The sequence below is a fragment of the Paenibacillus sp. NEAU-GSW1 genome (assembly GCF_009737085.1).
GTDB lineage: Bacteria > Bacillota > Bacilli > Paenibacillales > Paenibacillaceae > Pristimantibacillus.
Map to the genome: position 1 here is coordinate 1 of NZ_WOVL01000001.1, position 22,584 is coordinate 22,584.

General features: G+C 50.1%; 19 protein-coding genes. 16 read left to right on the forward strand and 3 right to left on the reverse strand.

Going from position 1 to position 22,584, the window contains the following annotated elements:
- Window positions 1-705: 705 nt before the first annotated feature.
- Window positions 706-1,866, reverse strand: coding sequence for a metallophosphoesterase (locus tag GOM71_RS00005; RefSeq protein WP_156277090.1), 1,161 nt, complete (start codon window positions 1,864-1,866; stop codon window positions 706-708).
- Window positions 1,867-2,058: 192 nt separating this feature from the next.
- On the opposite strand from GOM71_RS00005, the gene GOM71_RS00010 reads away from it, so the two are divergent.
- From GOM71_RS00010 to sda, 3 genes are all read left to right on the forward strand, one after another.
- Window positions 2,059-4,215 (forward strand): DNA topoisomerase III, encoded by a 2,157-nt coding sequence (locus GOM71_RS00010; RefSeq protein ID WP_156277092.1) that lies wholly within the window; start codon window positions 2,059-2,061, stop codon window positions 4,213-4,215.
- 120 nt (window positions 4,216-4,335) lie between these two features.
- Entirely contained in the window at window positions 4,336-5,007 is a 672-nt protein-coding gene (locus GOM71_RS00015; RefSeq protein WP_253944607.1) for a YheC/YheD family protein, read from the forward strand.
- Between the two features lie 340 nt (window positions 5,008-5,347).
- Window positions 5,348-5,491 carry a sporulation histidine kinase inhibitor Sda gene (gene sda, locus GOM71_RS00020; RefSeq protein WP_156277096.1) on the forward strand — a complete coding sequence of 48 codons (144 nt, stop codon included), beginning with the start codon at window positions 5,348-5,350 and terminating at the stop codon, window positions 5,489-5,491.
- A 319-nt stretch (window positions 5,492-5,810) separates the two neighbouring features.
- Here sda and GOM71_RS00025 read toward each other — a convergent pair whose 3' ends face one another.
- Window positions 5,811-6,812, reverse strand: a complete 1,002-nt coding sequence (locus GOM71_RS00025) for an NAD(P)/FAD-dependent oxidoreductase (protein WP_367649401.1) — start codon at window positions 6,810-6,812, stop codon at window positions 5,811-5,813.
- A gap of 362 nt (window positions 6,813-7,174) precedes the next feature.
- Here GOM71_RS00025 and GOM71_RS00030 point away from each other — a divergent pair, with 362 nt between their 5' ends.
- From GOM71_RS00030 to GOM71_RS00040, 3 genes are all read left to right on the forward strand, one after another.
- Entirely contained in the window at window positions 7,175-8,368 is a 1,194-nt protein-coding gene (locus GOM71_RS00030; RefSeq protein WP_156277098.1) for an NAD(P)/FAD-dependent oxidoreductase, read from the forward strand.
- On the forward strand, window positions 8,368-8,640 hold the full coding sequence (locus GOM71_RS00035; RefSeq protein WP_156277100.1) for a hypothetical protein: 273 nt from the start codon (window positions 8,368-8,370) through the stop codon (window positions 8,638-8,640). The genes GOM71_RS00030 and GOM71_RS00035 overlap by 1 nt, the downstream gene beginning before the upstream one ends.
- A 481-nt stretch (window positions 8,641-9,121) precedes the next feature.
- Entirely contained in the window at window positions 9,122-9,784 is a 663-nt protein-coding gene (locus tag GOM71_RS00040; protein ID WP_156277102.1) for an endonuclease domain-containing protein, read from the forward strand.
- A 452-nt stretch (window positions 9,785-10,236) separates the two neighbouring features.
- Here GOM71_RS00040 and hemQ read toward each other — a convergent pair whose 3' ends face one another.
- Window positions 10,237-10,983, reverse strand: coding sequence for a hydrogen peroxide-dependent heme synthase (gene hemQ, locus GOM71_RS00045; RefSeq protein WP_156277104.1), 747 nt, complete (start codon window positions 10,981-10,983; stop codon window positions 10,237-10,239).
- A gap of 163 nt (window positions 10,984-11,146) precedes the next feature.
- Between hemQ and GOM71_RS00050 the strand changes: the two genes are divergently transcribed.
- The 10 genes from GOM71_RS00050 (at window position 11,147) to cysT (ending at window position 22,577) form a co-directional block, all read left to right on the forward strand.
- Complete coding sequence (locus tag GOM71_RS00050) at window positions 11,147-11,434, forward strand: YuiB family protein (protein ID WP_156277106.1); 288 nt, start codon at window positions 11,147-11,149, stop codon at window positions 11,432-11,434.
- A 129-nt stretch (window positions 11,435-11,563) separates the two neighbouring features.
- A complete protein-coding gene (locus GOM71_RS00055; protein ID WP_156277108.1) occupies window positions 11,564-13,081 on the forward strand; it encodes a replication initiation and membrane attachment family protein in 1,518 nt (505 codons plus the stop codon).
- A gap of 43 nt (window positions 13,082-13,124) precedes the next feature.
- A complete protein-coding gene (dnaI, locus tag GOM71_RS00060; protein WP_156277110.1) occupies window positions 13,125-14,081 on the forward strand; it encodes a primosomal protein DnaI in 957 nt (318 codons plus the stop codon).
- Window positions 14,082-14,525: 444 nt separating this feature from the next.
- Entirely contained in the window at window positions 14,526-16,259 is a 1,734-nt protein-coding gene (locus GOM71_RS00065) for a peptide-binding protein (RefSeq protein WP_156277112.1), read from the forward strand.
- A gap of 101 nt (window positions 16,260-16,360) precedes the next feature.
- Window positions 16,361-17,332 (forward strand): ABC transporter permease, encoded by a 972-nt coding sequence (locus GOM71_RS00070; RefSeq protein ID WP_156277114.1) that lies wholly within the window; start codon window positions 16,361-16,363, stop codon window positions 17,330-17,332.
- 44 nt (window positions 17,333-17,376) lie between these two features.
- On the forward strand, window positions 17,377-18,318 hold the full coding sequence (locus GOM71_RS00075) for an ABC transporter permease (protein ID WP_483311015.1): 942 nt from the start codon (window positions 17,377-17,379) through the stop codon (window positions 18,316-18,318).
- Window positions 18,285-19,298, forward strand: a complete 1,014-nt coding sequence (locus tag GOM71_RS00080) for an ABC transporter ATP-binding protein (RefSeq protein WP_156277118.1) — start codon at window positions 18,285-18,287, stop codon at window positions 19,296-19,298. Before GOM71_RS00075 ends, GOM71_RS00080 begins: the two co-directional genes overlap by 34 nt.
- A 2-nt stretch (window positions 19,299-19,300) precedes the next feature.
- Window positions 19,301-20,284 carry an ABC transporter ATP-binding protein gene (locus GOM71_RS00085; RefSeq protein WP_156277120.1) on the forward strand — a complete coding sequence of 328 codons (984 nt, stop codon included), beginning with the start codon at window positions 19,301-19,303 and terminating at the stop codon, window positions 20,282-20,284.
- Between the two features lie 292 nt (window positions 20,285-20,576).
- Window positions 20,577-21,689 (forward strand): sulfate ABC transporter substrate-binding protein, encoded by a 1,113-nt coding sequence (locus tag GOM71_RS00090; protein ID WP_156277122.1) that lies wholly within the window; start codon window positions 20,577-20,579, stop codon window positions 21,687-21,689.
- 39 nt (window positions 21,690-21,728) lie between these two features.
- Window positions 21,729-22,577: a sulfate ABC transporter permease subunit CysT gene (gene cysT, locus GOM71_RS00095; protein ID WP_156277124.1), complete on the forward strand. Its 849-nt coding sequence runs from the start codon at window positions 21,729-21,731 to the stop codon at window positions 22,575-22,577.
- Window positions 22,578-22,584 lie beyond the last annotated feature (7 nt).

Here is a 22,584-nt window from a genome sequence, read left to right on the forward strand (position 1 = left end):
CAGCGTTCGCCTTTGTATTCCGGATTCCACCCGATAGGACTAGTTGAAAGAATCCGGGATACAACAGCGATCGTAAGAACATTCGCTTGCGCAGTCTGCGCGGTGTTATGTTTTTTCATCATTAGATGTTCGTATTTGAGCTTTTGAAGAGAAATGGCCTAACACCACAAACGGAGAAAGCGAATGATTCTGGAGAAGCGGCAGCGTTCGCCTTTGTATTCCGGATTCCACCCGATAGGACTAGTTGAAAGAATCCGGGATACAACAGCGATCGTAAGAACATTCGCTTGCGCAGTTTGCGCGGTGTTATGTTTTTCATCATTAGATGTTCGTAATTGAGCTTTTGAAGAAAGATGGCATAACACACAAACGGAGAAAGCGAATGATTCTGAAGAAGCGGAGCGTTCGCCTATGTATTCCGGATTCCACCCGATAGGACTAGTTGAAAGAATCCGGGATACAACAGCGATCGTAAGAACATTCGCTTGCGCAGTTTGCGCGGTGTTATGTTTTTTCATCATTAGATGTTCGTATTTGAGCTTTTGAAGAGAAATGGCCTAACACCACAAACGGAGAAAGCGAATGATTCTGGAGAAGCGGCAGCGTTCGCCTTTGTATTCCGGATTCCACCCGATAGGACTAGTTGAAAGAATCCGGGATACAACAGCGATCGTAAGAACATTCGCTTGCGCAGTTTGCGCGGTGTTATGAATTCAAATTCACCGTCTCAAAACGAACATCCACCCGAACGATTTCCGAACGGCTCCCAATCCGAATCGGAGGTCCCCAGCTGCCAAAGCCCGATGAGACGATGGCATGCAGGTTCGCTTTTTTCATATAGCCCCAGTCCAGCTCAAACAGCTTACGCGTAATAAGGTGGTTCGGAGCCATTTGTCCGCGATGGGTATGGCCGGAGAGCGATAAATCGATGCCGTTAGCTGCTGCCTGCGAAAGATCGGAAGGCTGATGGTCCATCATAAAAATCGGCAACGAATGATCTACCTCAGAGACGAGCTGGCTGATTGCTTTTCTGCCATTCTTGTCTAAGCGGCTGACTGCTGCGTCCTTGCGGCCGATAATATAGAAGCTGTCCTTAATGAGCACATTTTCGTCGAGCAGGACTCGAATGCCGATCGCATCCATTTCGGCAACGAAACGCTCGATATGGCCGCCAATATATTCGTGATTGCCGAGAACGGCGTACACGCCCAGCGGGGCTTGCAGCTTTTTCATGACTTGAGCCATGTTGTAACGGATGAAAGGATCGATATCATCATCGAGCACGTCGCCCGGCAGCAAAATCAGGTCCGGCTTCATGCGCTCCATTTCATCGACGAGTCGCTGCAAATGGCGGTTTCCGACTGTCGTTCCCAGATGGATGTCGGAGGCAACGCCGATCGTCAGCCCCTTAATGCTGCCCGCGCTTTTAGCAAGGCTTACTTCATAGCTGCGCACGATTGGCGTCCATGCATTCCAGGAGCCGCGGATGAGAATGGCGGCGAGGATGACGGCGACAATCGTTCCGACGGCGATGACGGCGTCTTCTTGCGAGACGGAAGCTTTAGTCAACAGCCATAAGGCGAGATCAGCCGGCGGCAACAGCAATATGCCGTACTCGACAATCGCAAACCAATAGGAGCCGATCAGTTTGATAGGACGGGCTAGCGGACGGATAAAATAGTTTTGACCCAGTCGTCCCAATATATAGCTGAGAGCTAGTATGGCAATGACAACGCCGTACACAAGCGGCCGTTCCCATCCAAACAAGGCAGACAAGTATGCCCAGCCGTTCCAGCCGATATACCAGTTAATTAAGCCGAATAAGAGCAATATTGCCGAGATTACTGCAACAAAACGAAGCTTCATTGATTTAAACACCCCTGCCGCAAAATATGAGATCTTTACATAATGGAACTAATATAGCACACTCAGATTTCCCGGGTAAAATCGAGCGCCATGTTCGCGGTTAGCATGTGCTAGAATAGGAGAAAGCTTGTACGCGGCAACTGGCCGCAAGCCTGATAGAGAATAAAGCAAAGGATTGGAGCGAGAATCGCAATGAAGTCATTAGTGCTGGCGGAAAAACCGAGCGTAGCGAAAGAAATTGCCCGCGTGCTCGGCTGCAGCCAAAAAAATAAAAGCTACATCGAAGGACCGCAATATGTCGTCACATGGGCGCTTGGCCATCTTGTTACGTTAGCTGAGCCAGAAGAATACGATGCCAAGTATCGAACATGGAGCTTGGAAGATTTGCCGCTGCTCCCGCAAAAAATGAATTTGAAAGTCATGAAGGAAACGTCGCATCAATATAAGGCTGTCGCGCAGCTTTGCCGGCGGCAGGACATTGGCGAGCTTATAATAGCGACTGACGCAGGGCGCGAAGGCGAGCTGGTGGCGCGGTGGATTATGGAGCTTGTTCACTGGCGAAAGCCGTTCAAACGGCTTTGGATTTCTTCGCAGACGGATAAAGCGATTAAAGACGGCTTCAATTCGCTTAAGCCAGGAAAGGAATACAACAACTTGTACGCATCAGCGGTTTGCAGAGCGGAAGCGGACTGGCTGATCGGTCTGAACATGACGCGGGCGTTGACCGTTAAATATAATGCTCAGCTTGCGGCAGGCAGGGTGCAAACGCCTACGCTTGGCGCGTTGATGGATCGGGAGCGCGAGATTCAGCAATTTCAATCGCAGCCCTATTGGACGGTTTCGGCCGATCTTGGCGCTTTCCAGGCTATCTGGCGAGAGAATGATTCGCAGGACGGGCGTGTGTGGAGCCGTGAGGCAGCAGATGCGATCGTTGCGCGATTGAATGGTAAACAAGCCAAGGTAGACAAGCTGCGCACAACGGAAAAATCGGAGCCGCATCCGTCGGCCTATGATTTGACGGAGCTTCAGCGAGATGCCAACAAACGTCTTGGCTTTTCCGCCAAGCAGACGTCTAACGTACTGCAAAAGCTGTATGAGCAGCATAAGCTTGTAACCTATCCGCGCACGGACTCTAAATATTTGTCCAGCGACATCGTTCCGACCTTAAAGGGACGGCTGGAAAGCATAGCAGTCGGTCCGTACGCCCAGCATGCTCGAAAGCTGCTTAAAGGTCAGCTGCCGGTTACGAAGCGTTTTGTCGATGACAGTAAAGTAAGCGATCATCACGCGATTATCCCGACCGAGCAATTCGTCAATCTGTCTGCGCTAAGCAATGACGAACGAAAGCTTTACGATCTGATCGTTCGCCGGTTTATCGCTTTGTTCTATCCGCCTTATCGTTATGACGAGACGAGCGTCGTGCTTGCTGTTGGCGGAGACAGGCTGTATGCCAAAGGCAAAGTGCGGAAAGATTACGGCTGGAAGGAGCTCTACGGCGGAAGCGGGGATGCGCAAGGCGCGGCTGATGACGAGGATGAAGATGAGAACGGGGGGCAAGTGGATCGCCAGCCTGAACAGCTGCTGCCGGAGCTTGCTGCCGGTCAAACGCTTGCCGTTAAGCAAAGTCGATTGAAAGAACTCCGCACGTTGCCTCCTCCTCGTTATACCGAAGCCGCATTGCTTTCCAAGATGGAGAAGCACGGCCTGGGCACGCCGGCTACGCGCGCCGATATTATTGAGAAGCTGCTGTCGACGGATACAATTGAACGGTCGCAAAACCGGCTTATTCCGACTGGCAAAGGAAAACAGCTTATCGAGCTTGTTGTTGACGAGCTGCGCAGTCCCGACCTGACGGCGCAGTGGGAGCGCGAGCTGGAGCGTATTGCCCAAGGCAAAGGCGATCCGGCTAAGTTTATGGCCGTCATTCGCGAGCAAGCAAGCAAATGGGTGTCCGAAGTGAAAAGCGAAACGAAGGAATATAAGCCGCATAACTTGACGCATTCCCGTTGTCCGGAGTGCGGCAAGCTGCTTATGGAAGTGAAGGGCAAAAGAGGGAAGTCTTTCGTTTGCTCAGATCGGGAATGCAGCTATCGAAGAGCTGCTGAGCCTGTATTGTCCAACAAGCGTTGTCCGCAATGCCACAAGAAAATGGAAATTCATACGGGCAAAGCAGGCAAATATGCGCAATGCCGACCGTGCAATGTGATCGAAATGCTGGACGACAACAAGAGCGGCCGCGTGAACAAGCATCAGCAGCGAAAGCTGATCGACCAGTACAGCGACAACGTTTCGTTGTCGAACAGCTTGGCCGATGCGCTTAAAGCGGCAATGGACAACAACAAGAAGTAATGATGCACAGATCAGGCGATTTTCAGTAAAAGGGCTCCTGGCCTGCGGCATTCATCCAAGAGACAAACGTCATTCCGACATATGCTATGGATGAAGCCGCAGGAAAGGAGATTGACAGCATTGGGTGAACAACAAGGCAGGCAATTGGCCAGCAAATGGACCAAAACGGCCGTGCTTCGCTCCCATCCCACTATTGTGCCGCATATTCCTCCTACAAAAAGGTATTCGAGCGAAAATTTAAGAAGCATGCTGAATACGCATCAAATGGTTGTTGTGAAGCCGGTGCGCGGAGCTGGCGGACATGGGGTTATAAAAGTATCAAAAACGGACGTAGGCTATTCTTATTCTTACTATGCAAAAACGCGCAGCTTTTCGAGTTTCGAGAGCATGAAGCGTTCTCTCGACAAATGCAAGAAAAAGCGCGCCTATTTAATTCAAAAGGGCATTCGGCTCGCAACGGTAAACGGCCGTCCGATCGATTACCGCGTAAAATATGTAAAGACAGAAAAAGGCTGGGTATATCGTGCTATTGTCGGGCGGATTGCGAAGCCAGGCTTGTTTGTGACGAATATTTGCCGGGGCGGGACTTTAGTTTCGGCTGCCCAAGGCATTCGGATGTCATTATCTCCTTCATTGGTTGGTGTAAAAAAGCGTAAAATGCGCGAGCTTACCGTATTGTCTACGCAATTGCTGGAGATGCGTTTTCCCGGCATTGGACAGTTAGGATTCGATTACGGCATTGACACTGAGGGGAATATATGGATTTTTGAAGTGAATACGCGGCCGCAATAAATAAACCCGATTGGGTTTATTTTTTTGTGCGAAACATGCGGCAAGAATGGGTCCCGAACGAACGGAACCAATCATTATATGCTTGTGAAACCTATATATTCTATTAATGGGGTAATAGAATATGATTAAACTTTTTTATCACAAGTGGCTTGAAATTACCTGTGTATAACAATATCCACATCATCCACCTTGATTTCTCTCATTTTTCGACGTATGTCCACAAATCGTGCACAGCCTGTCCACAGGTTGTTGTGAATAACAGGAACGGTTGTTCTATATAAAAATCAATGCTAATATGAGGAAGAAATTAGGAAAACCCGAAAAGAAAGGAAGTGTCGCTATGGAGCTGCTATCCGATGAACTGTTGGAAGACACCTATTTTGCGGCCGTCCAATTTGAGCTGGAGCCAGAATTTATTTACATGCTGCAATTGGAAATGAAAAGACGGAAGCTCGGTTTGCGCGAGGATCGCGTTACTGCTTAAGTTAGGACCATTCCATTATTGAAACGTTAATGGACTGCTCGCAATTCAGGCAGAAAGCCATATGATTGCAAATTGCCATACTTTCCGATTGCTCCAATATATCTAATGGCTCGTAAGGGGCGTAAGGCCCTGTCAAATCTGCCATTCGTCCCAGATCGCTTAATGGCGCGCGACAGTTGTCGCAATTTGCCGTTAAGGTCTGCAGGCCGTTGCATACTGGACAAAACATAAAGGTATCCCTCCTTGAGTGAACCCAGGACCGTCATGCGGTCCATTCAAATCAAGGATAGGATACCCTTTTTGTTTTATAATTATAGCCTTACAACTTCATATTGCTGCTATGGCCCGGCGACAGCTTAGCGCTAGGATCGATGTATACTTTGGCGTTGTTCACCGCGGTTGGAGCTTCGCCAAAGCCGACTGCGATAAGCTTGAGCTTGCCGGGATAGGTCGTAATATCGCCGGCAGCAAAAATGCCGGAAATATTCGTTTCCATCCGAGTGTCGACGGCAATGGAGCCGCCTTCGATCTGTATGCCCCAATCGGAGATTGGCCCCAGCGAGGAAACAAAGCCGAAATTGACGATCACGGCGTCAGCAGCAAGCTCAGACGTTTCGCCTGTTTTGACGTCGGCCAGAGTGACGCGTTCAATATGCCCGCTGCCGTCGCCATGGAGCGCTGTAATTTCTTTAGGTGTAACGACATTTACCGATGAGTTCATAAGATTTTGCACGCTGTGCTCGTGCGCGCGGAATTTATCCCGGCGATGAATGAGCGTGACCGATTGCGCGATCGGCTCGAGCATGAGCGACCAGTCAACGGCTGAATCGCCGCCGCCGCTAATAAGCACGTTTTTGCCTTTAAAACGTTGTAGATCGCCGACAAAATAATGAAGATTTGTTTTTTCGTATTGTGCCGCTTCCGGCAATTCCAAGCGACGCGGCTCGAATGCGCCGACGCCAGCTGTAATAATGACAGCTTTAGCATAATAGGCTGATTTGTTGGTGACGATTTCGAAGAGACGTTCATCCTTTTTGTTGACTTCGGCTACCTTTTCTTCGAGGCGTATGTCCGGCTTGAACAGATCGACTTGCTCAATCAAACGGTCGACCAGCTCTTGCGCGGTTACTTTAGGAAAACCGGCTACATCATAAATATATTTCTCAGGGTACAGGGCGGCCAATTGACCGCCAAGCTGAGGCATGCTTTCTATTAATAATACGGAAGCTTGGCGCATCCCTCCATAAAAAGCGGCAAACAGGCCGGCAGGGCCGCCGCCAATAATGGCAATATCAACAATGGCAGCATCGGAATTAGTCACGAAAAACACCTCCAACAATATAATAAAACACTTCCTTTATTATAAGTGTTGGAGGGATGAATTTGTATGCCCCTCTAAAGTTTTTCGTATATTTTGCTCTTGAACTTTTAATGAAAACTATGTAATATTTCTGATGTATATTATATAAGGCGCTGACTAGAAAACACCGGAGATTAGAGCGAAAATAGCCAAGTTTGCGGTCCGTTTCATATGGAGAGATATGAGGTCAGTTTCGTTATTATAAAGAGGAACCGAATTGCACAAACTACCGGACAATAATTATAAATTTGCATACGGGATTGTGTAATTTTTCACAAAGAAAAGATAAAAATTATAAAGACAGGATTGGATGGGATCATACGATGAGCAACATACCGAAGATCGTTATTTTAGGAGCTGGTTACGGCGGAGTTTTGACAGCGCTGCGTTTGCAGAAAGAGCTAAATTATAATGAAGCGGACGTCACTCTCGTAAATAAGCATGACTATCATTATATTACAACCCATTTGCATATGCCTGCAGCTGGTACTGATAATCCGGAAAACGCACGAGTCAGCATTTCGAAGCTGATTGACGAGTTCAAAATCGATTTCGTCAAATCGACTGTCGTACAAATTCGCCCGCAAGATAAAAAGGTAATTCTTGAAGACGGCACGCTTTCTTATGACTATCTCGTTATCGGTCTCGGTGGAGAGCCAGAAACGTTCGGTATTCCTGGACTTGGCGAATATGCGATGAACATTCGCAGCATCAACTCGGTTCGTTTGATCCGTGAACATATTGAATACCAATTTGCTCGCTACAAACGCGAGCCTCATCGTACGGACTATTTGACATTTATTGTAGGGGGCGCGGGCTTTACCGGCATCGAATTTATCGGCGAGCTGTCGGATCGTATTCCGGAGCTTTGCAAGCAATTCGACGTTGACCCGTCGCTCGTTAAAATTTACAACATCGAAGCGGCGCCGACAGCGCTGCCGGGCTTCGATTCAGAGCTTGTCGAGTATGCGATGGATGTTCTTACGAAAAAAGGCGTTACGTTCCGCATCGGTACTGCCATTAAAGAGTGCACCCCGGATGGCGTTGTAGTCGGCGAGGGTGAAGAAATTAAATCGCAAACCGTGATTTGGACCGGCGGTATTCGCGGCAACCGTCTCATTGAGGACGCAGGCTTCGAAACGATGCGTGGACGGGTTAAAATCGACGACAACCTGCGCGCTCCGGGCCATGAGAACATCTATATCGTTGGCGACAATTCGCTGATGTTCAACCCGGAAGGCCGTCCATATCCGCCAACTGCGCAAATCGCAATGCAGCAAGGCGTCGTATGCGCGCACAACCTGGTAGCATCGATTCGCAACCAGCCGCTTAAAGGCTTTGTTTTCAGCAACAAAGGAACCGTGGCATCGCTTGGCAAAGGCGAAGCGATCGGCATTGCGTTCGGCAAGAAATATAAAGGCCGCGTAGCCGCTTGGCTGAAAAAGCTGATCGACCTTCGCTATCTGTTCATTATCGGCGGCATTCCGCTCGTCCTGCGCAAAGGTAAATTTCTATAATGCGTCATTGCAGCGTACAGGTACGGGGATTGCTGACGAGAGATGAGCTGGATCGCTACAACGCGTTAATGGAGGTCGGCTCGTTTCTGGAATCGCAGAATCGTTATGATCTCGCTTACACCGTGCAGAAGGAAGTAGATCTGCTGATCCAGCCTGCGATTGAGCGTTTAAAAGACAAGAGCCGGGAACGCGATCGCGCGACGCAAGAGTACTTGGAATCCAAACGTCTCACATCGTTGGATGACGAGGACGAGGATGAAGATGATAACTAAGTCCTGCTAGGCAGGTTATGAAAAAAGGCTTTCGCCATTGCGGCGAAAGTCTTTCTTATATTACGCAGTTTGGTCGCCTACCCAGCCAGCTTATTTGAGTTTCAGCGTATTTTAGAGAAGCGGAGTCGCTAAATAACGAAGCAAATTTCGCTAAAACAGTTCTTTACGCTGATCTGCAGAAGAGAACGAATCTAACTTCGCTATTAGCGAATACAAGTTGTTGGATTGCGAAAAATGGTTCTTTATTAAAGAATGAGCCAACTTGGTTGCTCCAAATAACGAATATTGTTTCGTTAATCTGCGAAACAGCTTCGTTGTTGGATGTATTTGTAAGAAATGGTTGCTAAATAAAGAAGAGGTAACTATACTGGTGATAAGTAACCAGTATTCTGGAGTGAAGCACACTCTGATTGCGGGCCCAAGCGCCGCGGTCAGAGTGTTTTTTGTTTTCAGGAACTAAAATAGGAAGTGGAGGAAAGTCATGCATCCGAATACCGATCGTTTTATCGAACAATTCAACAGGGAAGCTGCGTTAAACGGAAAGTACCGCAACAAGCTCGGGAAAATTGAATTGCGCTTTTTGGAGACGGTGTGGGGGCCGGCGTTTGATTTCAGTTATGAAGGATTGAAAGCGGAACACCCGTTTATCGATTATAAAGGCGGGCAACGATTTGCTGATTTTGTATTTGTTAAGCATGGCGTTCGGCTTGTCATTGAAATTGACGGCTTTACTACGCATGCGCGAGATGTGTCGCCTGGCGAATTCAATGACCACTTACAACGGCAAAACGATCTCGTGCTGTCCGGATGGATGGTGCTGCGCTTCTCGGCTTGGCAGGTGGAGAATCAGCCGAAGCAATGCGAGCGGCAAATCAAGCAGGCGATCGGGCAATGGTGGTCTCAAGCGTACAGGCAAGAATTTGATCATAGCAGTCAAGTTTGGGAGTCGCGCAAGCAGCTTGTCATCCAAATGGCGATGCGAAAGGATGGGAAAATTAAAGCTTCCGATCTGGCCGGCCCTTTTCAAATCAGCAATCGTTCGGCGTCCAACTGGTTAAGAAGATTCGAGTCTGACGGCGCGATTGTTCCAATCCCGTCCCCATATCGGGTTACATCTTATCGGCTTGCGAATTACGTTCAATAGTTGGAAAGCTTCTTCGTCGTATGCCCCGCGTTCTACCTAGTCTGTGCTTTTGCTGTATGGTGCCAGAAGACAAAGATGGCGCGTTGTATGGTGTGTTCATTTAAGCAGTGCGGTTTGCGTAATCAGCTGGAGCTGGGAGCGGAGCGAAGCCGGTTCGCAAAATAGCGAAAGTAACTTCGCTGCCGGAGAGTGAAACGGCCTGACAAAGAGTAATAACGAACTTATCTTCGAGAATAACGAATTTCAATTCATGATTTGCGAAGTTCGGTTCGTTGTCGCATGAATTCAAGCGGTAAAGGGTCAAAATAAAGTAGATGGCTTCGCTAAATTGCGAAACAGCTTCGCTAATGGTGAATGTGAAAGGCAAAGACGCGGGCGCGGTGGATGGGGAGGATTGAACATAAAAGCCCCCGCATAGGCAAGTGCGCTATGCGGAGGGCTTCATTGTTGTTTTACAGTTGAAGCATTGCGGAGAATTTGTCCGGCGTCAGCAGGTTGCCGATGTAGAAGTCGCCAAAGTCGCCGAAACGCGCGCTTACTTCGTCAAAGCGCATTTCGTAAACGAGCTTCTTGAATTGAAGCGCGTCATCCGCGAACAGCGTAACGCCCCACTCCCAGTTGTCGAAGCCGACGGAGCCGGAAATGATTTGCTTCACTTTGCCCGCATATTGGCGGCCGATCATGCCGTGACTGCGCATCATAGTGCGGCGCTCGTCCATACTCAGCATGTACCAGTTGTCGTTGCCTTGGCGGCGTTTGTTCATCGGATAGAAGCAGATATGGTTCGCTTTCGGAAGCGTCGGCTTCAGGCGCGCAACGATTTCCGGATTTTGCATCGGGTCTGCTCCCGGTTGATTTACGTAGTTGCTCAGCTCAACGACGCTTACATAGGAGTAAGTCGGTACGGTGAATTCGGCGAACAGCGTTTTGTTAAATGCGATTTCTACCGCGTTCAGTTCTTCCAGCGTTTCGCGCAGATGCATAAATACGAAGTCGGCTTTCTGTCCGACGATCGAGTAAACGGCAGTGCTGCCTTGCTTGCTCGCGTCTACCTCAGCCCATTCATTCAAAAACGATTGCAAATCGTCCAGTGCGCGGCTGCGCTCCGCGTCGCTCGCGTTGCGCCAAGCGGTCCAATCGATAGTACGGAAGTCGTGCAGCGCGTACCAGCCTTCTAATGTCAATGCTACTTCACTCATTGCATGTCATACTCCTCTCGTTCATTCGCTTTCCATATTGTAGCCTAAAATTTCAGTTCAGAGCAAATGGCGGACTTGTGACAAATGGACGAGTCCAATTGACTTCATCCATGCCATTATTTAAACTGAAGAGCGAGAGCCTGAATATAAAGGAGAATTATGCATGCTTCAACTGATTGTAGCGACGGTGCTGTTTTTGGTTATGATGTTCGGCATCGGCTTTATTCTGAATATGCTTTTGAAAACAACCTGGTTTCCGATTTACGTGTTCATTATCGTACTTATTCCGCTATATATATGGCAAACATGGGATGATTCCGAATCGTTTGTTGGCAATTTCACCGCCTTTACGATTATTGACTTGATTCCGGTAATCGGCGCTCTGGCAGGCGCTTATATAAGCGGATGGGCGATTCGTGCGCTGCGCCGCGGCGGCTACAAAATGTTCTAGTTAGCATAATCGATATCGCTTTTTAAAAATCCCTCATTCGGGGGATTTTTCTATTTTTCGACTCCGCCTAAGCGGGCTCTTTTATGATAGAATGATAGAAAGTACGGCTAAGGGATGGAGAGTAGATGCATGCGCATCGGCAATCTTTTACAATATACGGAACATCATCGTTATTACATATTCCGTGATTTTTCGCTAAACAGCCTGGATTACAAAATGCTGTCGCTCATCTATCAACCGATGATCGGCGCGTTTGCTGTGGCCTTATTCCAGCAGCTGTATCACGGAATTGCAGAGGGCACGACCGGCTATTCGCCGATCGAGCCTCAGCGCAAGCTGTTTCTTGGACTAGGCCTCGATATGAATGAGAAAGGCCGCAAATATTTGATCGAGCAAACGTCGCGGCTGGAAGCGGTCGGGCTGCTGCAAACGTCGCGGCTTGGCATGCCAGATCAAGCTGATGTCATTTATGAATATGAGCTGTCACAGCCGTTGTCGCCGGGAGAGTTTTTCCGCAATCAGCATTTGACGCTGCTGCTTCGCGACAAAATCGGCAAGTATGCCGTCATAGCGCTGCGCGAGCAGTTCGGCGCGCAAGAGCCGGATGAGCTGGCGGATGCGAAGCTCAAGTTATCGAAGGAAAACATTTCGGTTCCGTTCTATGAATTGTTCCAGTTAAACGCACAGTCCGTTGATTTCGAGCTCGAGCAGGCGCTTACTGAAGTCGCTCCAACAAGGCAGGCGGCCAAGCGGCCGCAGCTCGAGACGGCGGGCATTCCATACGGCGATATCATTTTGCGTTTTCCGCGCAATTCAGCTAACCGCAGCTTTGTAGAGCGGCTGCGCAACAATGCGGAAGAGCTCGCGCAAATTAATTATGTCGCTTATAAATATAGTTTGTCCGTAGCCGATATTTGCCGGCTATTGGATGAAGACGGCATTTTTACGCATGAAACAGGACTTGATGTGGATGAGCTGGGGCTTCGCGCCAATCAGCTCTACCGCCAGGATAAGAAGCGGGAAGGCGACCGTCAGCGGAATATGGCCCGAATTCAAGCGGCGAATGAAGCGGATGCCGAAACGGAAATCGAAGAGGTTGGCGTTCAGGAGGAATACTACTTGAACGTTCCTGCGCAGCTTCAGGGACGCTGCGATATCCAGCAGTACAATATGCTTATGCGGAACGAGCCGCATACAAGGTTTTTACACCGGTTTTTCCCGGGGGCGGTGCCCGATTGGATGGAACGCACCTTTGAGCGGATCGATCTGAATTATCGCCTGCCTGCACCGGTAATTAACGTCCTTATCCATTATGTGATTGGATCGAATGATTCGCAGCGGGTAACGAAAACGTTTATAGAAGCGGTCGTATCCAATATGCTTATGAAACAAATCGACGATTTCGAAAAAGCGGTTCTCTATGTGCGCGAGCAAGCGAAGGTAGAAGCCGAGAAGGAACGGCGCAAAGAATCGCCTGGCGGAAGCCGTGCGACTGGCCGAGCGGGAACGGGCCGCAGCGGCGGCGCTTCGCGGAAGCCGTCCATTCCTATCGTTCAAGACAGCGGCGCAAGGGCGGAGCAGTCGGCGATAACACCGGAGAAACTGGAGCAAATGCGCAAGCTCGCGCGAAAGCTGGACGGCAAGTAACAAGGTTTAATTTTTTTCAATTTTATAATGCGGGGTGAAGAGAATGGAATCGCTAGGCGATTTGTTGAAATCTTGGCCGACCGGACGGAAAATGACCGATCAGGCGGAGCAGAGGTTAACGGAATTGATGGTCGATCCGCTGGTCGAGCGGCTGTTTGCCAAACATCCTGAGCTCGACGAGCAAGCGGTTCGTCTCAACCTGAACCGTGTTTATCAATATGTGACGGAATACCGCAATTGCTCCAATTGTCCGGGTCTGGATCGTTGCCCGAACGATTTTGAAGGGCATTATACGTTGCTGTCGTGCGAAATTGTAGCCGATCAGCCGCAAATTATCGACCGTAAAGTATCCTGCAAAAAGTTTATCGCCCGCCGCAGCGAGGAGCAGATTCGCAGCCGTGTCCGCAGCTATTACGTTGATGAAACGGCGCTGCAAAACGGTTATTCAGCTGACGAAATATTGTTCAACGATCCTAATCGCACGGAAGCGGCTTACGAAGTGCTCAATTATATTGACCGCGCGAAAGAAGAAGGGCTGCAGAAGGAAGGGCTCTATTTGGCGGGCACTTTTGGAACCGGAAAAACGTTCCTGATGTGCTATCTGCTTCACGAGCTTGCGAAAGCGGGCTATTCCGGCGTTATCGTCTACATGCCGGATTTCGTCGAGGATTTGAAATCGATGATGCATGAGCCGGGCAAGCTGCGAGAGACGACGGAGATGATGAAGGAAACCGATTTTCTTATTTTCGACGACATCGGCGCGGAAAATTTGAATCCTTGGGTTCGCGATCATGTGCTCGGCTCGATTTTGAATTACCGCATGAACAGGAAACCGACGCTCTACACGTCCAATTATGATCTCGATGCGTTGGAACAGCACTTTAGCTTTACAAGCAAGGATGGCGATGAGCGGCATAAAGGCCAGCGTTTAATGGACCGGATCCGCCCGTACGTGCAAGTTGTCATGGTTACCGGGGAAAATAAACGGGGAAAACGATAGCGTAAAAATAAAGCAGCTCCGAAGGCAAGGAAACAGGGCCTTCGGAGCTGCTTTATTTTGCATGAAGCATTTGTAAACAAAATATTACTTTAACCATTTACCGCGTTAATATAATGTTGTATACTCTTTGGCAAAGGAAGGGGAGTGAGAATATGTTCCAAATCAGGCGGATACATAGGAGGAGAACGATCTCAGCATTTTACAATTCGGAATGAACAGGGCCCGTCAATATTTCCATAGTAGGAGTGTTTTAGAGGGAAAGCAATAGCTGTGACAAAAATAGTCTGAAAATTGCAAATAGTTAAACAAATCGACCGAATTAGCGTAAGAATGTTAAGCAAGTTTTGTGTTTACAGAACTAATGTGAAACAGAAAAACGTTCCGGATCTGCCAAGCGAAAGGCATGTGCCCTTGAAAAGCAATAACTATAGAGGAGGCGTTAAGATGGTATTAAAGAGGAAATCATCCCGATATGTTCTCGCGCTGCTTATGGTTGTCATTTTGTTAGCAGGATGTACAAGCAACAATAATGGAGGCAATGACGCCGAGTCGCCGAAACCGAGCGATACGGCCGCAACAACAGCTCCGACGGAATCGCCTAAGGACGACAATGCCCCTAGAGTAGGCGGCACGCTGACCGTCAGTACATTTAGCGATATCGTAACCGTCAATCCGTTGTACGTGCAGGATACAGCATCCGGCGACATCGGCTATCTGCTCTACTCCAGCCTCTATAATCTGGACCGTTCCGGCAACATCGTCGCCGAGCCGTGGTCCCTCGCAGCCGAGCTTCCGCAAATCTCCGAAGACGGCAAAACCTACACCATTAAATTGAAAAATACCGCCAAGTGGAGCGACGGACAGCCGGTTACCGCTGACGACGTCGTATATACGATTAATACCTCGATCAATCCGGCAGCAGGTTCGCCGGCGATCGCTACGCTCGATAAAATCGATAAAGTTGAAAAAGTCGACGATTACACATTGAAAATTACGCTTAAGCAGGTGTATGCGCCGTTCCAATACTCGCTAATGCTTAGCCCGGTTCCGGCACACATCTTGAAGGATGTGAAGGTAGAGGAGCTGCAGGCGCATCCGTACGGCAAAGATCCTGCCCAGACCGTAACAAACGGTCCATGGAAATGGTCGGAATGGAAGACGGCGCAATATGTAAGCGTCGAAGCCGATCCGAACTATTGGGGAGAGGTGAAGCCGAACATTCAAAAAATTGTGTACAAAATTTATGCGGATCAAAATACAGAGGTGCAAGCGTTAATTAAAGGCGAAGTCGATACGACGCTTGCCATTCCGATTCCGCAAATCGATGCGGTGAAGAGCAATGACAAAATTAAGCTCGTTACCGGCCGCTCGTCCTCGTATGAGTATATCTCCTTCAATTTCGATCCGAACAACCATCCCGGCAAGTTCGTGCCGTTCGCATCGCAAAAGGCGAGACAGGCAATCGCGCATGCGCTTAACCGACAAGGCATGGTTGACAATGTATTGAAAGGCACAGGCGCGCTGATGAATTCGCCATTTATGCCGGGATCGTGGGCGGACAGCCCGAACGCGGTTAATTACAGCTACGATGCCGAACAAGCGAAAAAGCTGCTTGCCGAAGACGGCTGGGTAGCGGGCAAGGATGGCATTCTGGAGAAGGACGGCAAGCGGTTCTCCTTCGAGCTGCAATATAACTCCGGCAACAGCCGCCGTGAGCAAGTGTCAACGATTATTCAGCAAAACCTGAAGGATGTGGGCATTGAGGTTGTTCCGAAAGCGATGGATTTCGCTACTTGGATCGATCAAAATATTACGCCAGGCAAATACCCTGCCATTTTGCTTGGCTGGTCGCTCAGCAATCCGGATCCGGATGCGGAAAGCATTTTCTCGTCGAAATACTTCCCGCCGACAGGCCAAAACGTAGGCTGGTACAAAAACGAAAAGCTCGACAAGCTTTGGGTAGACGGCTATTCCGTCGTCGATCAAGCCGCTCGCAAAACGATTTACGATGAAATCGCCAAAGAAATTTCGGCGGATCTCCCTTACATCTTCTTGTACCAATACGGCAATCCGCAGGGTGTCGGACCGAAGGTTAAGTATGCCGAAGAGGATGCGCCGGAGCCGTCCCATCAAACAGGCTACTTCTACCATATTATTAAATGGTGGCTGACCGTGTAGAGCACTTGCGAGCAGAAGCATAATAGTTTGCCTCTATGCGCTGCGCATCCTGCAAAGGACCGCGCGGCGCATTTCCGGCGAACGATCCGGGAGGATGGGCGATGACCGAATTCATCATTAGACGCTTGCTTCAATCGATTCTGGTTCTGTTCCTCATCACAATTGTAACGTTTGGCCTCATCCATGCGGCTCCAGGCGGGCCATTTCAAATTATGCTCGCGCCTGGGCTGTCGCCCGAGGCGTTAAAGACGCAAGCGGAAAATATGGGGCTGTACGATCCGATTGTCGTGCAATATTTTAGATGGCTCGGCGATTTGCTGCAGGGCGATTTAGGACATACGTTTAAAAACAACATTCCGGTCGGGGATATTATTTGGCCGACGGTAAGCAATACGGTTGTATTGATGGGATCGGCTTGGCTGCTGACGATGCTCATTGCGATTCCATGGGGCATTTACAACAGTACGAGGGAATACAGCTTGTCCGATCAAACTGCATCCTTCGTGTCGTATATCGGATTTGCGATGCCGACATTTTGGTTCGGCATTATTTTGCAGCAAATTTTCTCGCTAAAGCTGGACTGGCTGCCGCTAGCCGATATGTATTCGATGGACAAGGAAGGGCAAATCGGCGATTTGCTCATGCATCTTATTTTGCCGGTATCGGTATTGACGCTCGGTTTTCTTGCCGCCTATGTGAAATATTCGCGCTCCAGCATGCTGGAGGTGCTGCATCAGGATTATATTCGAACGGCGAGAGCGAAAGGCGTCAGGGAAGGCAAGGTCATTTACAAGCATGCGCTGCGCAACGCTCTTATACCGATCATTACGATTATAGCGCTGGATCTACCTTTGCTTGTCGGAGGAGCGGCGCTAACGGAAAATGTCTTCAACTGGCCGGGAATGGGGCGGCTTTATGTGGAGATGGCGATCGCGAGAGAGTACTCCGTATTAATGGCCATTACGATGATCACTGCTGTTATTGTCATTGTTGGCAATTTAGCGGCAGATTTGCTTTATGCCGTCGTCGACCCTAGAGTTCAGCTCGGCAAGAAAGGGGGGAGAGCGGCATGACAGCGATGAAGCTGCAAGAACGGGACGACCGGGCAGGCGTCCCAATGTCAGCAGGCGGGAAATCAGCGGACAGATTGCGGAAGCTGAAGCGCCTTCCAGGTCCATGGCTTACGGCATGGTCGAAGTTTAGGCTCAATCCGTATGCGATGAGCGGTCTGGCCGTTCTTCTTATTTTTATCGTCCTGGCTGTTTTTGCTCCGCTCTTTACCCGATACGATCCGGCTAAAATCGATTTGATGTTCGCTAATTTAAAGCCGGGAAGCGACGGGCACTTGCTTGGGACGGATACGCTTGGCCGGGATATCTTTGCGAGGCTGCTGTACAGCACAAGAATATCGCTGATGGTCGGCTTCTCTGTTGCGCTTGGCGCAGTGCTGATCGGAACGATTGTCGGTGCGATTTCCGGTTATTTCGGCGGCTTTATTGACACTTGCTTTATGCGAATTGTCGATGTGATGAATTCGGTGCCGCTGTTGTTTTTGAACATTCTTGTATTGGCGATCTTCGGCACGGAGTTCCGCTATATGATTCTCGTGCTCGTTCTGACGAGCTGGATGAGCGTTGCAAGACTTGTGCGCGGAACCTTTCTGCAGCTGCGGGAAATGCAATATGTGGAGGCGGCGAAGGCGATCGGCGTATCCAGCTGGGGCATTATTTTTCGCCATTTGCTTCGCAATTCGAGCTTTCCGATTATTGTGAATGCGACTCTGATGGTAGGCGGAGCGATTCTTAGCGAATCGGCGCTTTCTTACCTCGGTTTAGGAATACAGGCGCCGAAGACGAGCTGGGGCTTGATGCTGAGCAATGCGCAAGAGTATATGCTGGTCGATCCGATGCAGGCTGTTTATCCAGGCATGTGCATTCTGCTCGTCGTTCTCGCGGTTAATTTTATTGGCGACGGTATTCAAGATGCGCTAAATCCGCGGGCAAAATCCGGAAGGAGGCTGGACAAATGGCGGAAAAGCTTCTTGAAATCGAAAATCTGACCGTCGGTTTTCAGTCGGAGAACGGCGTAGTGAAGGCGACGGACCGCGTTAACTTGTCGCTTGGCAAAGGGCAGACGGTGTGCCTTGTCGGCGAGTCGGGAAGCGGCAAGAGCGTGACCTCGCTCGCCGTTATGCGTTTGGTCGAGTATGCGGGCGGGGCGATTCTGGAAGGCGGCATCGGCTTTCAAGGAGAAGAGCTTACAAGCCGGTCCCAGAATGAAATGATGCGCATTCGCGGCAATAAAATCGCGATGATTTTTCAGGACCCGATGTCTGCGCTTAATCCGGTCTATACGGTGGGCGATCAAATCGCCGAAAGTATTATGCTGCATCAGCATAAATCGAAAAGCGAGGCGCGGCGAAGCGCCGTAGAAATGCTTCGGTTGGTCGGCATTCCGGCGCCGGAAATGCGGGCGAAGCAATATCCGCATGAGCTGTCGGGAGGGATGTGCCAGCGCGTTGTCATTGCGGTCGCGCTGGCGTGCGATCCTGATTTGCTCATCGCCGATGAGCCGACCACCGCTCTTGATGTGACGGTGCAGGCGCAAATTCTAGAGTTGCTGCATCGGCTGCAGCAGGAGCTTGGCATGTCAATACTGCTCATTACGCATGACATGGGCGTGGCTGCCGAGATGGCGGATCGGATTGCGGTTATGTATGCAGGGGCGATTGTAGAGGAAGGGACGGCCGAGGAAATATTTAATCGGCCCAGCCACCCGTATACGATTGGCCTGTTGAAGTCGGTGCCGGGGCTTGAAGGCGCGCGAGGCGACGAGCTATACACGATTCGCGGCCAAATCCCGAGCTTAAGCCAGCTGCCGTCCGGCTGCCGATTCCACCCGCGCTGTCCGCATGTGAAGGAAAGCTGCAAGCAGAAGGAGCCGCCCGTTTTTCAAGTGAATGCCGACCATCAGGCGGCATGCTGGATCTATGAGCAAGGCGGCGGAGAATGGACCCTGGAAACGAATCGGAGGATTTGACTATGGGAGCAACGAAAAAGGAAAACGTATTGGAGCTTCACAACGTCAAGAAGTATTTTCCGATCCGGACAGGGCTGCTTAACCGGGTTGCCGGGCAAGTCAAAGCCGTTGACGGCGTGTCGCTTGCGATACGCAAGGGCGAGACATTCGGCCTTGTCGGAGAATCCGGCTGCGGGAAATCGACGCTTGGACGCGTCGTTCTGAATTTGCAAAAGGCGACGGAAGGACAAGTGTTGTTCCATGGCACAGATGTGCAGCAGGTCAGCGCAAGAGAGCTTCGCGGCCTGCGGCGGCAGATGCAAATTATTTTTCAAGATCCGTTCGGGTCGTTGAATCCGCGTTTTCTTGTCCGGGATATTATCGGCGAGCCGCTGCGGCTGCACGAGCGGCTGCCAGCGAGAGAAGTGGATAAGCGCGTCGTCGAGCTTATGGAGCTCGTCGGCTTGGACGCGGATAGGCGCAACCGGTATCCGCATGAATTTTCCGGCGGACAGCGGCAGCGAATCGGCATCGCCCGGGCGATTGCGCTGAATCCGGAGTTCATTGTGGCTGATGAGGCGGTATCGGCGCTTGACGTATCTGTTCAGTCACAGGTGCTCAATCTGCTGATGAAGCTGCAAAAGGAGCTTGGACTAACCTTTCTCTTTATTGCCCATGGCTTAAACGTCGTTCGGCATATTTCCGATCGAATCGGCGTCATGTATCTTGGCAAAATCGTCGAGGTCGCGCCGACAGAGGCTTTATTCGAAAAACCTCTGCATCCCTATACGGCGGCGCTGTTGTCGTCCATTCCGCGACCGACGCCAGGCCGGAAGCTGGATCGGATTGTGCTCCAGGGCGACGTCCCGTCGCCGGCAAATCCGCCGTCCGGCTGCCGGTTTCATCCGCGCTGCCCAGCCGCTCAAGAGCGATGCGGCATCGAAGAGCCGCCGCTGCAAGAGGCAGACGGCGGCAGGCAAGTCGCCTGCCACTTTCCACTGACATAAACAAGAATTGGCTTCCATTGGGAGAAGAATTTCATGAATAGGTTTGAAAGGGTATCCTCCTCGTTTCGTTAACGCAGGGGGATATCTTTTTTTTCCATTTTCCTATTGACAGGATAATGGAGCACTGGTATTATTCATCCATAACCAACTAAACAGGTAGGAATAATGCAAAAACTACCGGACTACCGGAGCCGCAAGCATTTTCATATCAACGTGAAACGATTGCTGATGCGTCAAAGCTGCATAGCCGTTCACGCTGGTCTACCGCACAAAAATAAGGGGTGTGTTGACTATGAAAAAACGTACATCAGTATTCTCGCTCGTACTTATTCTTGCATTGAGCTTGGTGCTTGCGGCTTGCGGCTCGAACGGAAACAATGGAGGCAACAAAGAAGCTTCCCCATCGCCGTCAGCGGAGGCAGGAGCGGCAGCGACTGAAGCTCCAAAAGAAACGGAGAAGCCAAAGGGTCCAGTTGAACTGCTTAACGTTTCCTACGATCCAACTCGGGAATTATATGTTGATTATAATGAAGCGTTCGCTAAATATTGGAAAGAAAAAACAGGCCAGGAAGTTACAGTGAAGCAATCCCATGGCGGTTCCGGCAAGCAGGCGCGCGCCGTAATCGACGGTTTGAAAGCCGATGTTGTTACGCTCGCTCTCGGCTATGATATCGATTCCCTTGTGGAGCCGGGCTTGCTGGACGCCGATTGGCAGAAGCAATTCGAGCACAACAGCTCGCCTTACACATCGACAATCGTATTTCTCGTTCGCAAAGGCAATCCAAAAGGAATTAAAGACTGGAACGACCTGATCAAAGACAAAGTGGAAGTGATTACGCCGAACCCGCAAACTTCCGGCGGCGCACGCTGGAACTACCTCGCGGCATGGGGCTATGCGCTGAAGCAAAACAACGGCGATGAAGCGAAAGCGCAAGAGTTTGTTAAAGAGCTGTACAAACATGTTCCAGTTCTTGACACCGGCGCACGCGGATCGACAACAACGTTTGTAGAAAAAGGAATCGGCGACGTTCTGCTCGCATGGGAAAACGAAGCTTTCCTGTCGCTTAACGAACTTGGCCCGGACAAATTCGAAATCGTTTATCCAAGCTTGAGCATTCTGGCTGAACCTCCGGTAGCGATTGTTGACAAAACGGCTGACGCTAACGGAACGCGCGAAGTGGCGGAAGCTTACCTGCAATATCTGTACTCGGATGAAGGCCAAGAAATTGCGGCTAAAAACTACTACCGCCCAATCAACGAAACGATTGGCGCGAAATACAAAGATACGTTCAAAGATCTTGAGCTTCTGTCGATCGACGCAGATTTCGGCGGCTGGAAAGCTGCGCAAGAGAAGCACTTTAACGCTGGCGGCATTTTCGAGAAAATTTATACGCCTGGTAAATAATTAAATGAATTCTACAGGAATGATTGGAGCTGACTTCACATGAAAGGTTCCAGGACGGGAAAAGTAAGATCGAAAAACGTGCTGCCAGGCTTCGGATTGTCATTAGGTTTTACTATTGCTTATCTGAGCTTAATCGTCCTGATTCCGCTCGCCGGTGTGTTTATCAAAACCTCCGGCCTGAGCTGGAGCGAGTTTTGGGCAGTTATTTTAGATCCTCGAGTGCTGGCTTCTTACCGGGTCAGCTTCTCAACCGCTTTCTTCGCGGCGCTGGTCAATTTGGTTTTCGGGTTGCTGGTCGCTTGGGTGCTCGTACGCTACCGGTTTCCGGGCAAAAAGATCATTGACAGCCTTGTCGATCTGCCTTTCGCGCTGCCGACAGCTGTCGCAGGCATCGCGCTGACTGCGATTTACGCGCCTAACGGCTGGGTCGGTTCGCTGCTGGAGCCGCTGGGGCTGAAGGTTGCGTATACGCCGCTCGGCATTACAATAGCACTTATATTTATCGGTATTCCATTCGTTGTACGGACCGTACAGCCTGTACTGCAAGACTTCGAAAAGGATACAGAGGAAGCGGCAGTCATGCTTGGAGCCTATCGGCTGCGAACGTTTTGGAAAGTGGTCTTGCCGGAGCTTATGCCAGCGCTGTTAACAGGGTTCGCCTTGGCATTCGCCCGGGGGATCGGCGAGTATGGATCGGTTGTATTTATCTCGGGCAACATGCCGCTCAAGACGGAAATCGCTCCGCTGCTTATTATGACTAAGCTGGAGCAGTATGATTATGCCGGCGCTACGGCAATTGCGGCAGTGATGCTAGTCGTTTCCTTTCTGTTGCTGCTCCTCATTAATTTCTTCCAATGGCGGATCAACCGCCGGACGATAGCGGACTAAGGGGGCG

Coding starts and splice junctions, on each gene's coding strand:
- GOM71_RS00005 (WP_156277090.1), bottom strand. CDS start 1,866: ATGAAGCTTCGTTTTGTTGCAGTAATCTCGGCAATATTGCTCTTATTC.
- GOM71_RS00010 (WP_156277092.1), top strand. CDS start 2,059: ATGAAGTCATTAGTGCTGGCGGAAAAACCGAGCGTAGCGAAAGAAATT.
- sda (WP_156277096.1), top strand. CDS start 5,348: ATGGAGCTGCTATCCGATGAACTGTTGGAAGACACCTATTTTGCGGCC.
- GOM71_RS00030 (WP_156277098.1), top strand. CDS start 7,175: ATGAGCAACATACCGAAGATCGTTATTTTAGGAGCTGGTTACGGCGGA.
- GOM71_RS00035 (WP_156277100.1), top strand. CDS start 8,368: ATGCGTCATTGCAGCGTACAGGTACGGGGATTGCTGACGAGAGATGAG.
- GOM71_RS00040 (WP_156277102.1), top strand. CDS start 9,122: ATGCATCCGAATACCGATCGTTTTATCGAACAATTCAACAGGGAAGCT.
- hemQ (WP_156277104.1), bottom strand. CDS start 10,983: ATGAGTGAAGTAGCATTGACATTAGAAGGCTGGTACGCGCTGCACGAC.
- GOM71_RS00050 (WP_156277106.1), top strand. CDS start 11,147: ATGCTTCAACTGATTGTAGCGACGGTGCTGTTTTTGGTTATGATGTTC.
- GOM71_RS00055 (WP_156277108.1), top strand. CDS start 11,564: ATGCGCATCGGCAATCTTTTACAATATACGGAACATCATCGTTATTAC.
- dnaI (WP_156277110.1), top strand. CDS start 13,125: ATGGAATCGCTAGGCGATTTGTTGAAATCTTGGCCGACCGGACGGAAA.
- GOM71_RS00065 (WP_156277112.1), top strand. CDS start 14,526: ATGGTATTAAAGAGGAAATCATCCCGATATGTTCTCGCGCTGCTTATG.
- GOM71_RS00070 (WP_156277114.1), top strand. CDS start 16,361: ATGACCGAATTCATCATTAGACGCTTGCTTCAATCGATTCTGGTTCTG.
- GOM71_RS00075 (WP_483311015.1), top strand. CDS start 17,377: ATGTCAGCAGGCGGGAAATCAGCGGACAGATTGCGGAAGCTGAAGCGC.
- GOM71_RS00080 (WP_156277118.1), top strand. CDS start 18,285: ATGGCGGAAAAGCTTCTTGAAATCGAAAATCTGACCGTCGGTTTTCAG.
- GOM71_RS00085 (WP_156277120.1), top strand. CDS start 19,301: ATGGGAGCAACGAAAAAGGAAAACGTATTGGAGCTTCACAACGTCAAG.
- GOM71_RS00090 (WP_156277122.1), top strand. CDS start 20,577: ATGAAAAAACGTACATCAGTATTCTCGCTCGTACTTATTCTTGCATTG.
- cysT (WP_156277124.1), top strand. CDS start 21,729: ATGAAAGGTTCCAGGACGGGAAAAGTAAGATCGAAAAACGTGCTGCCA.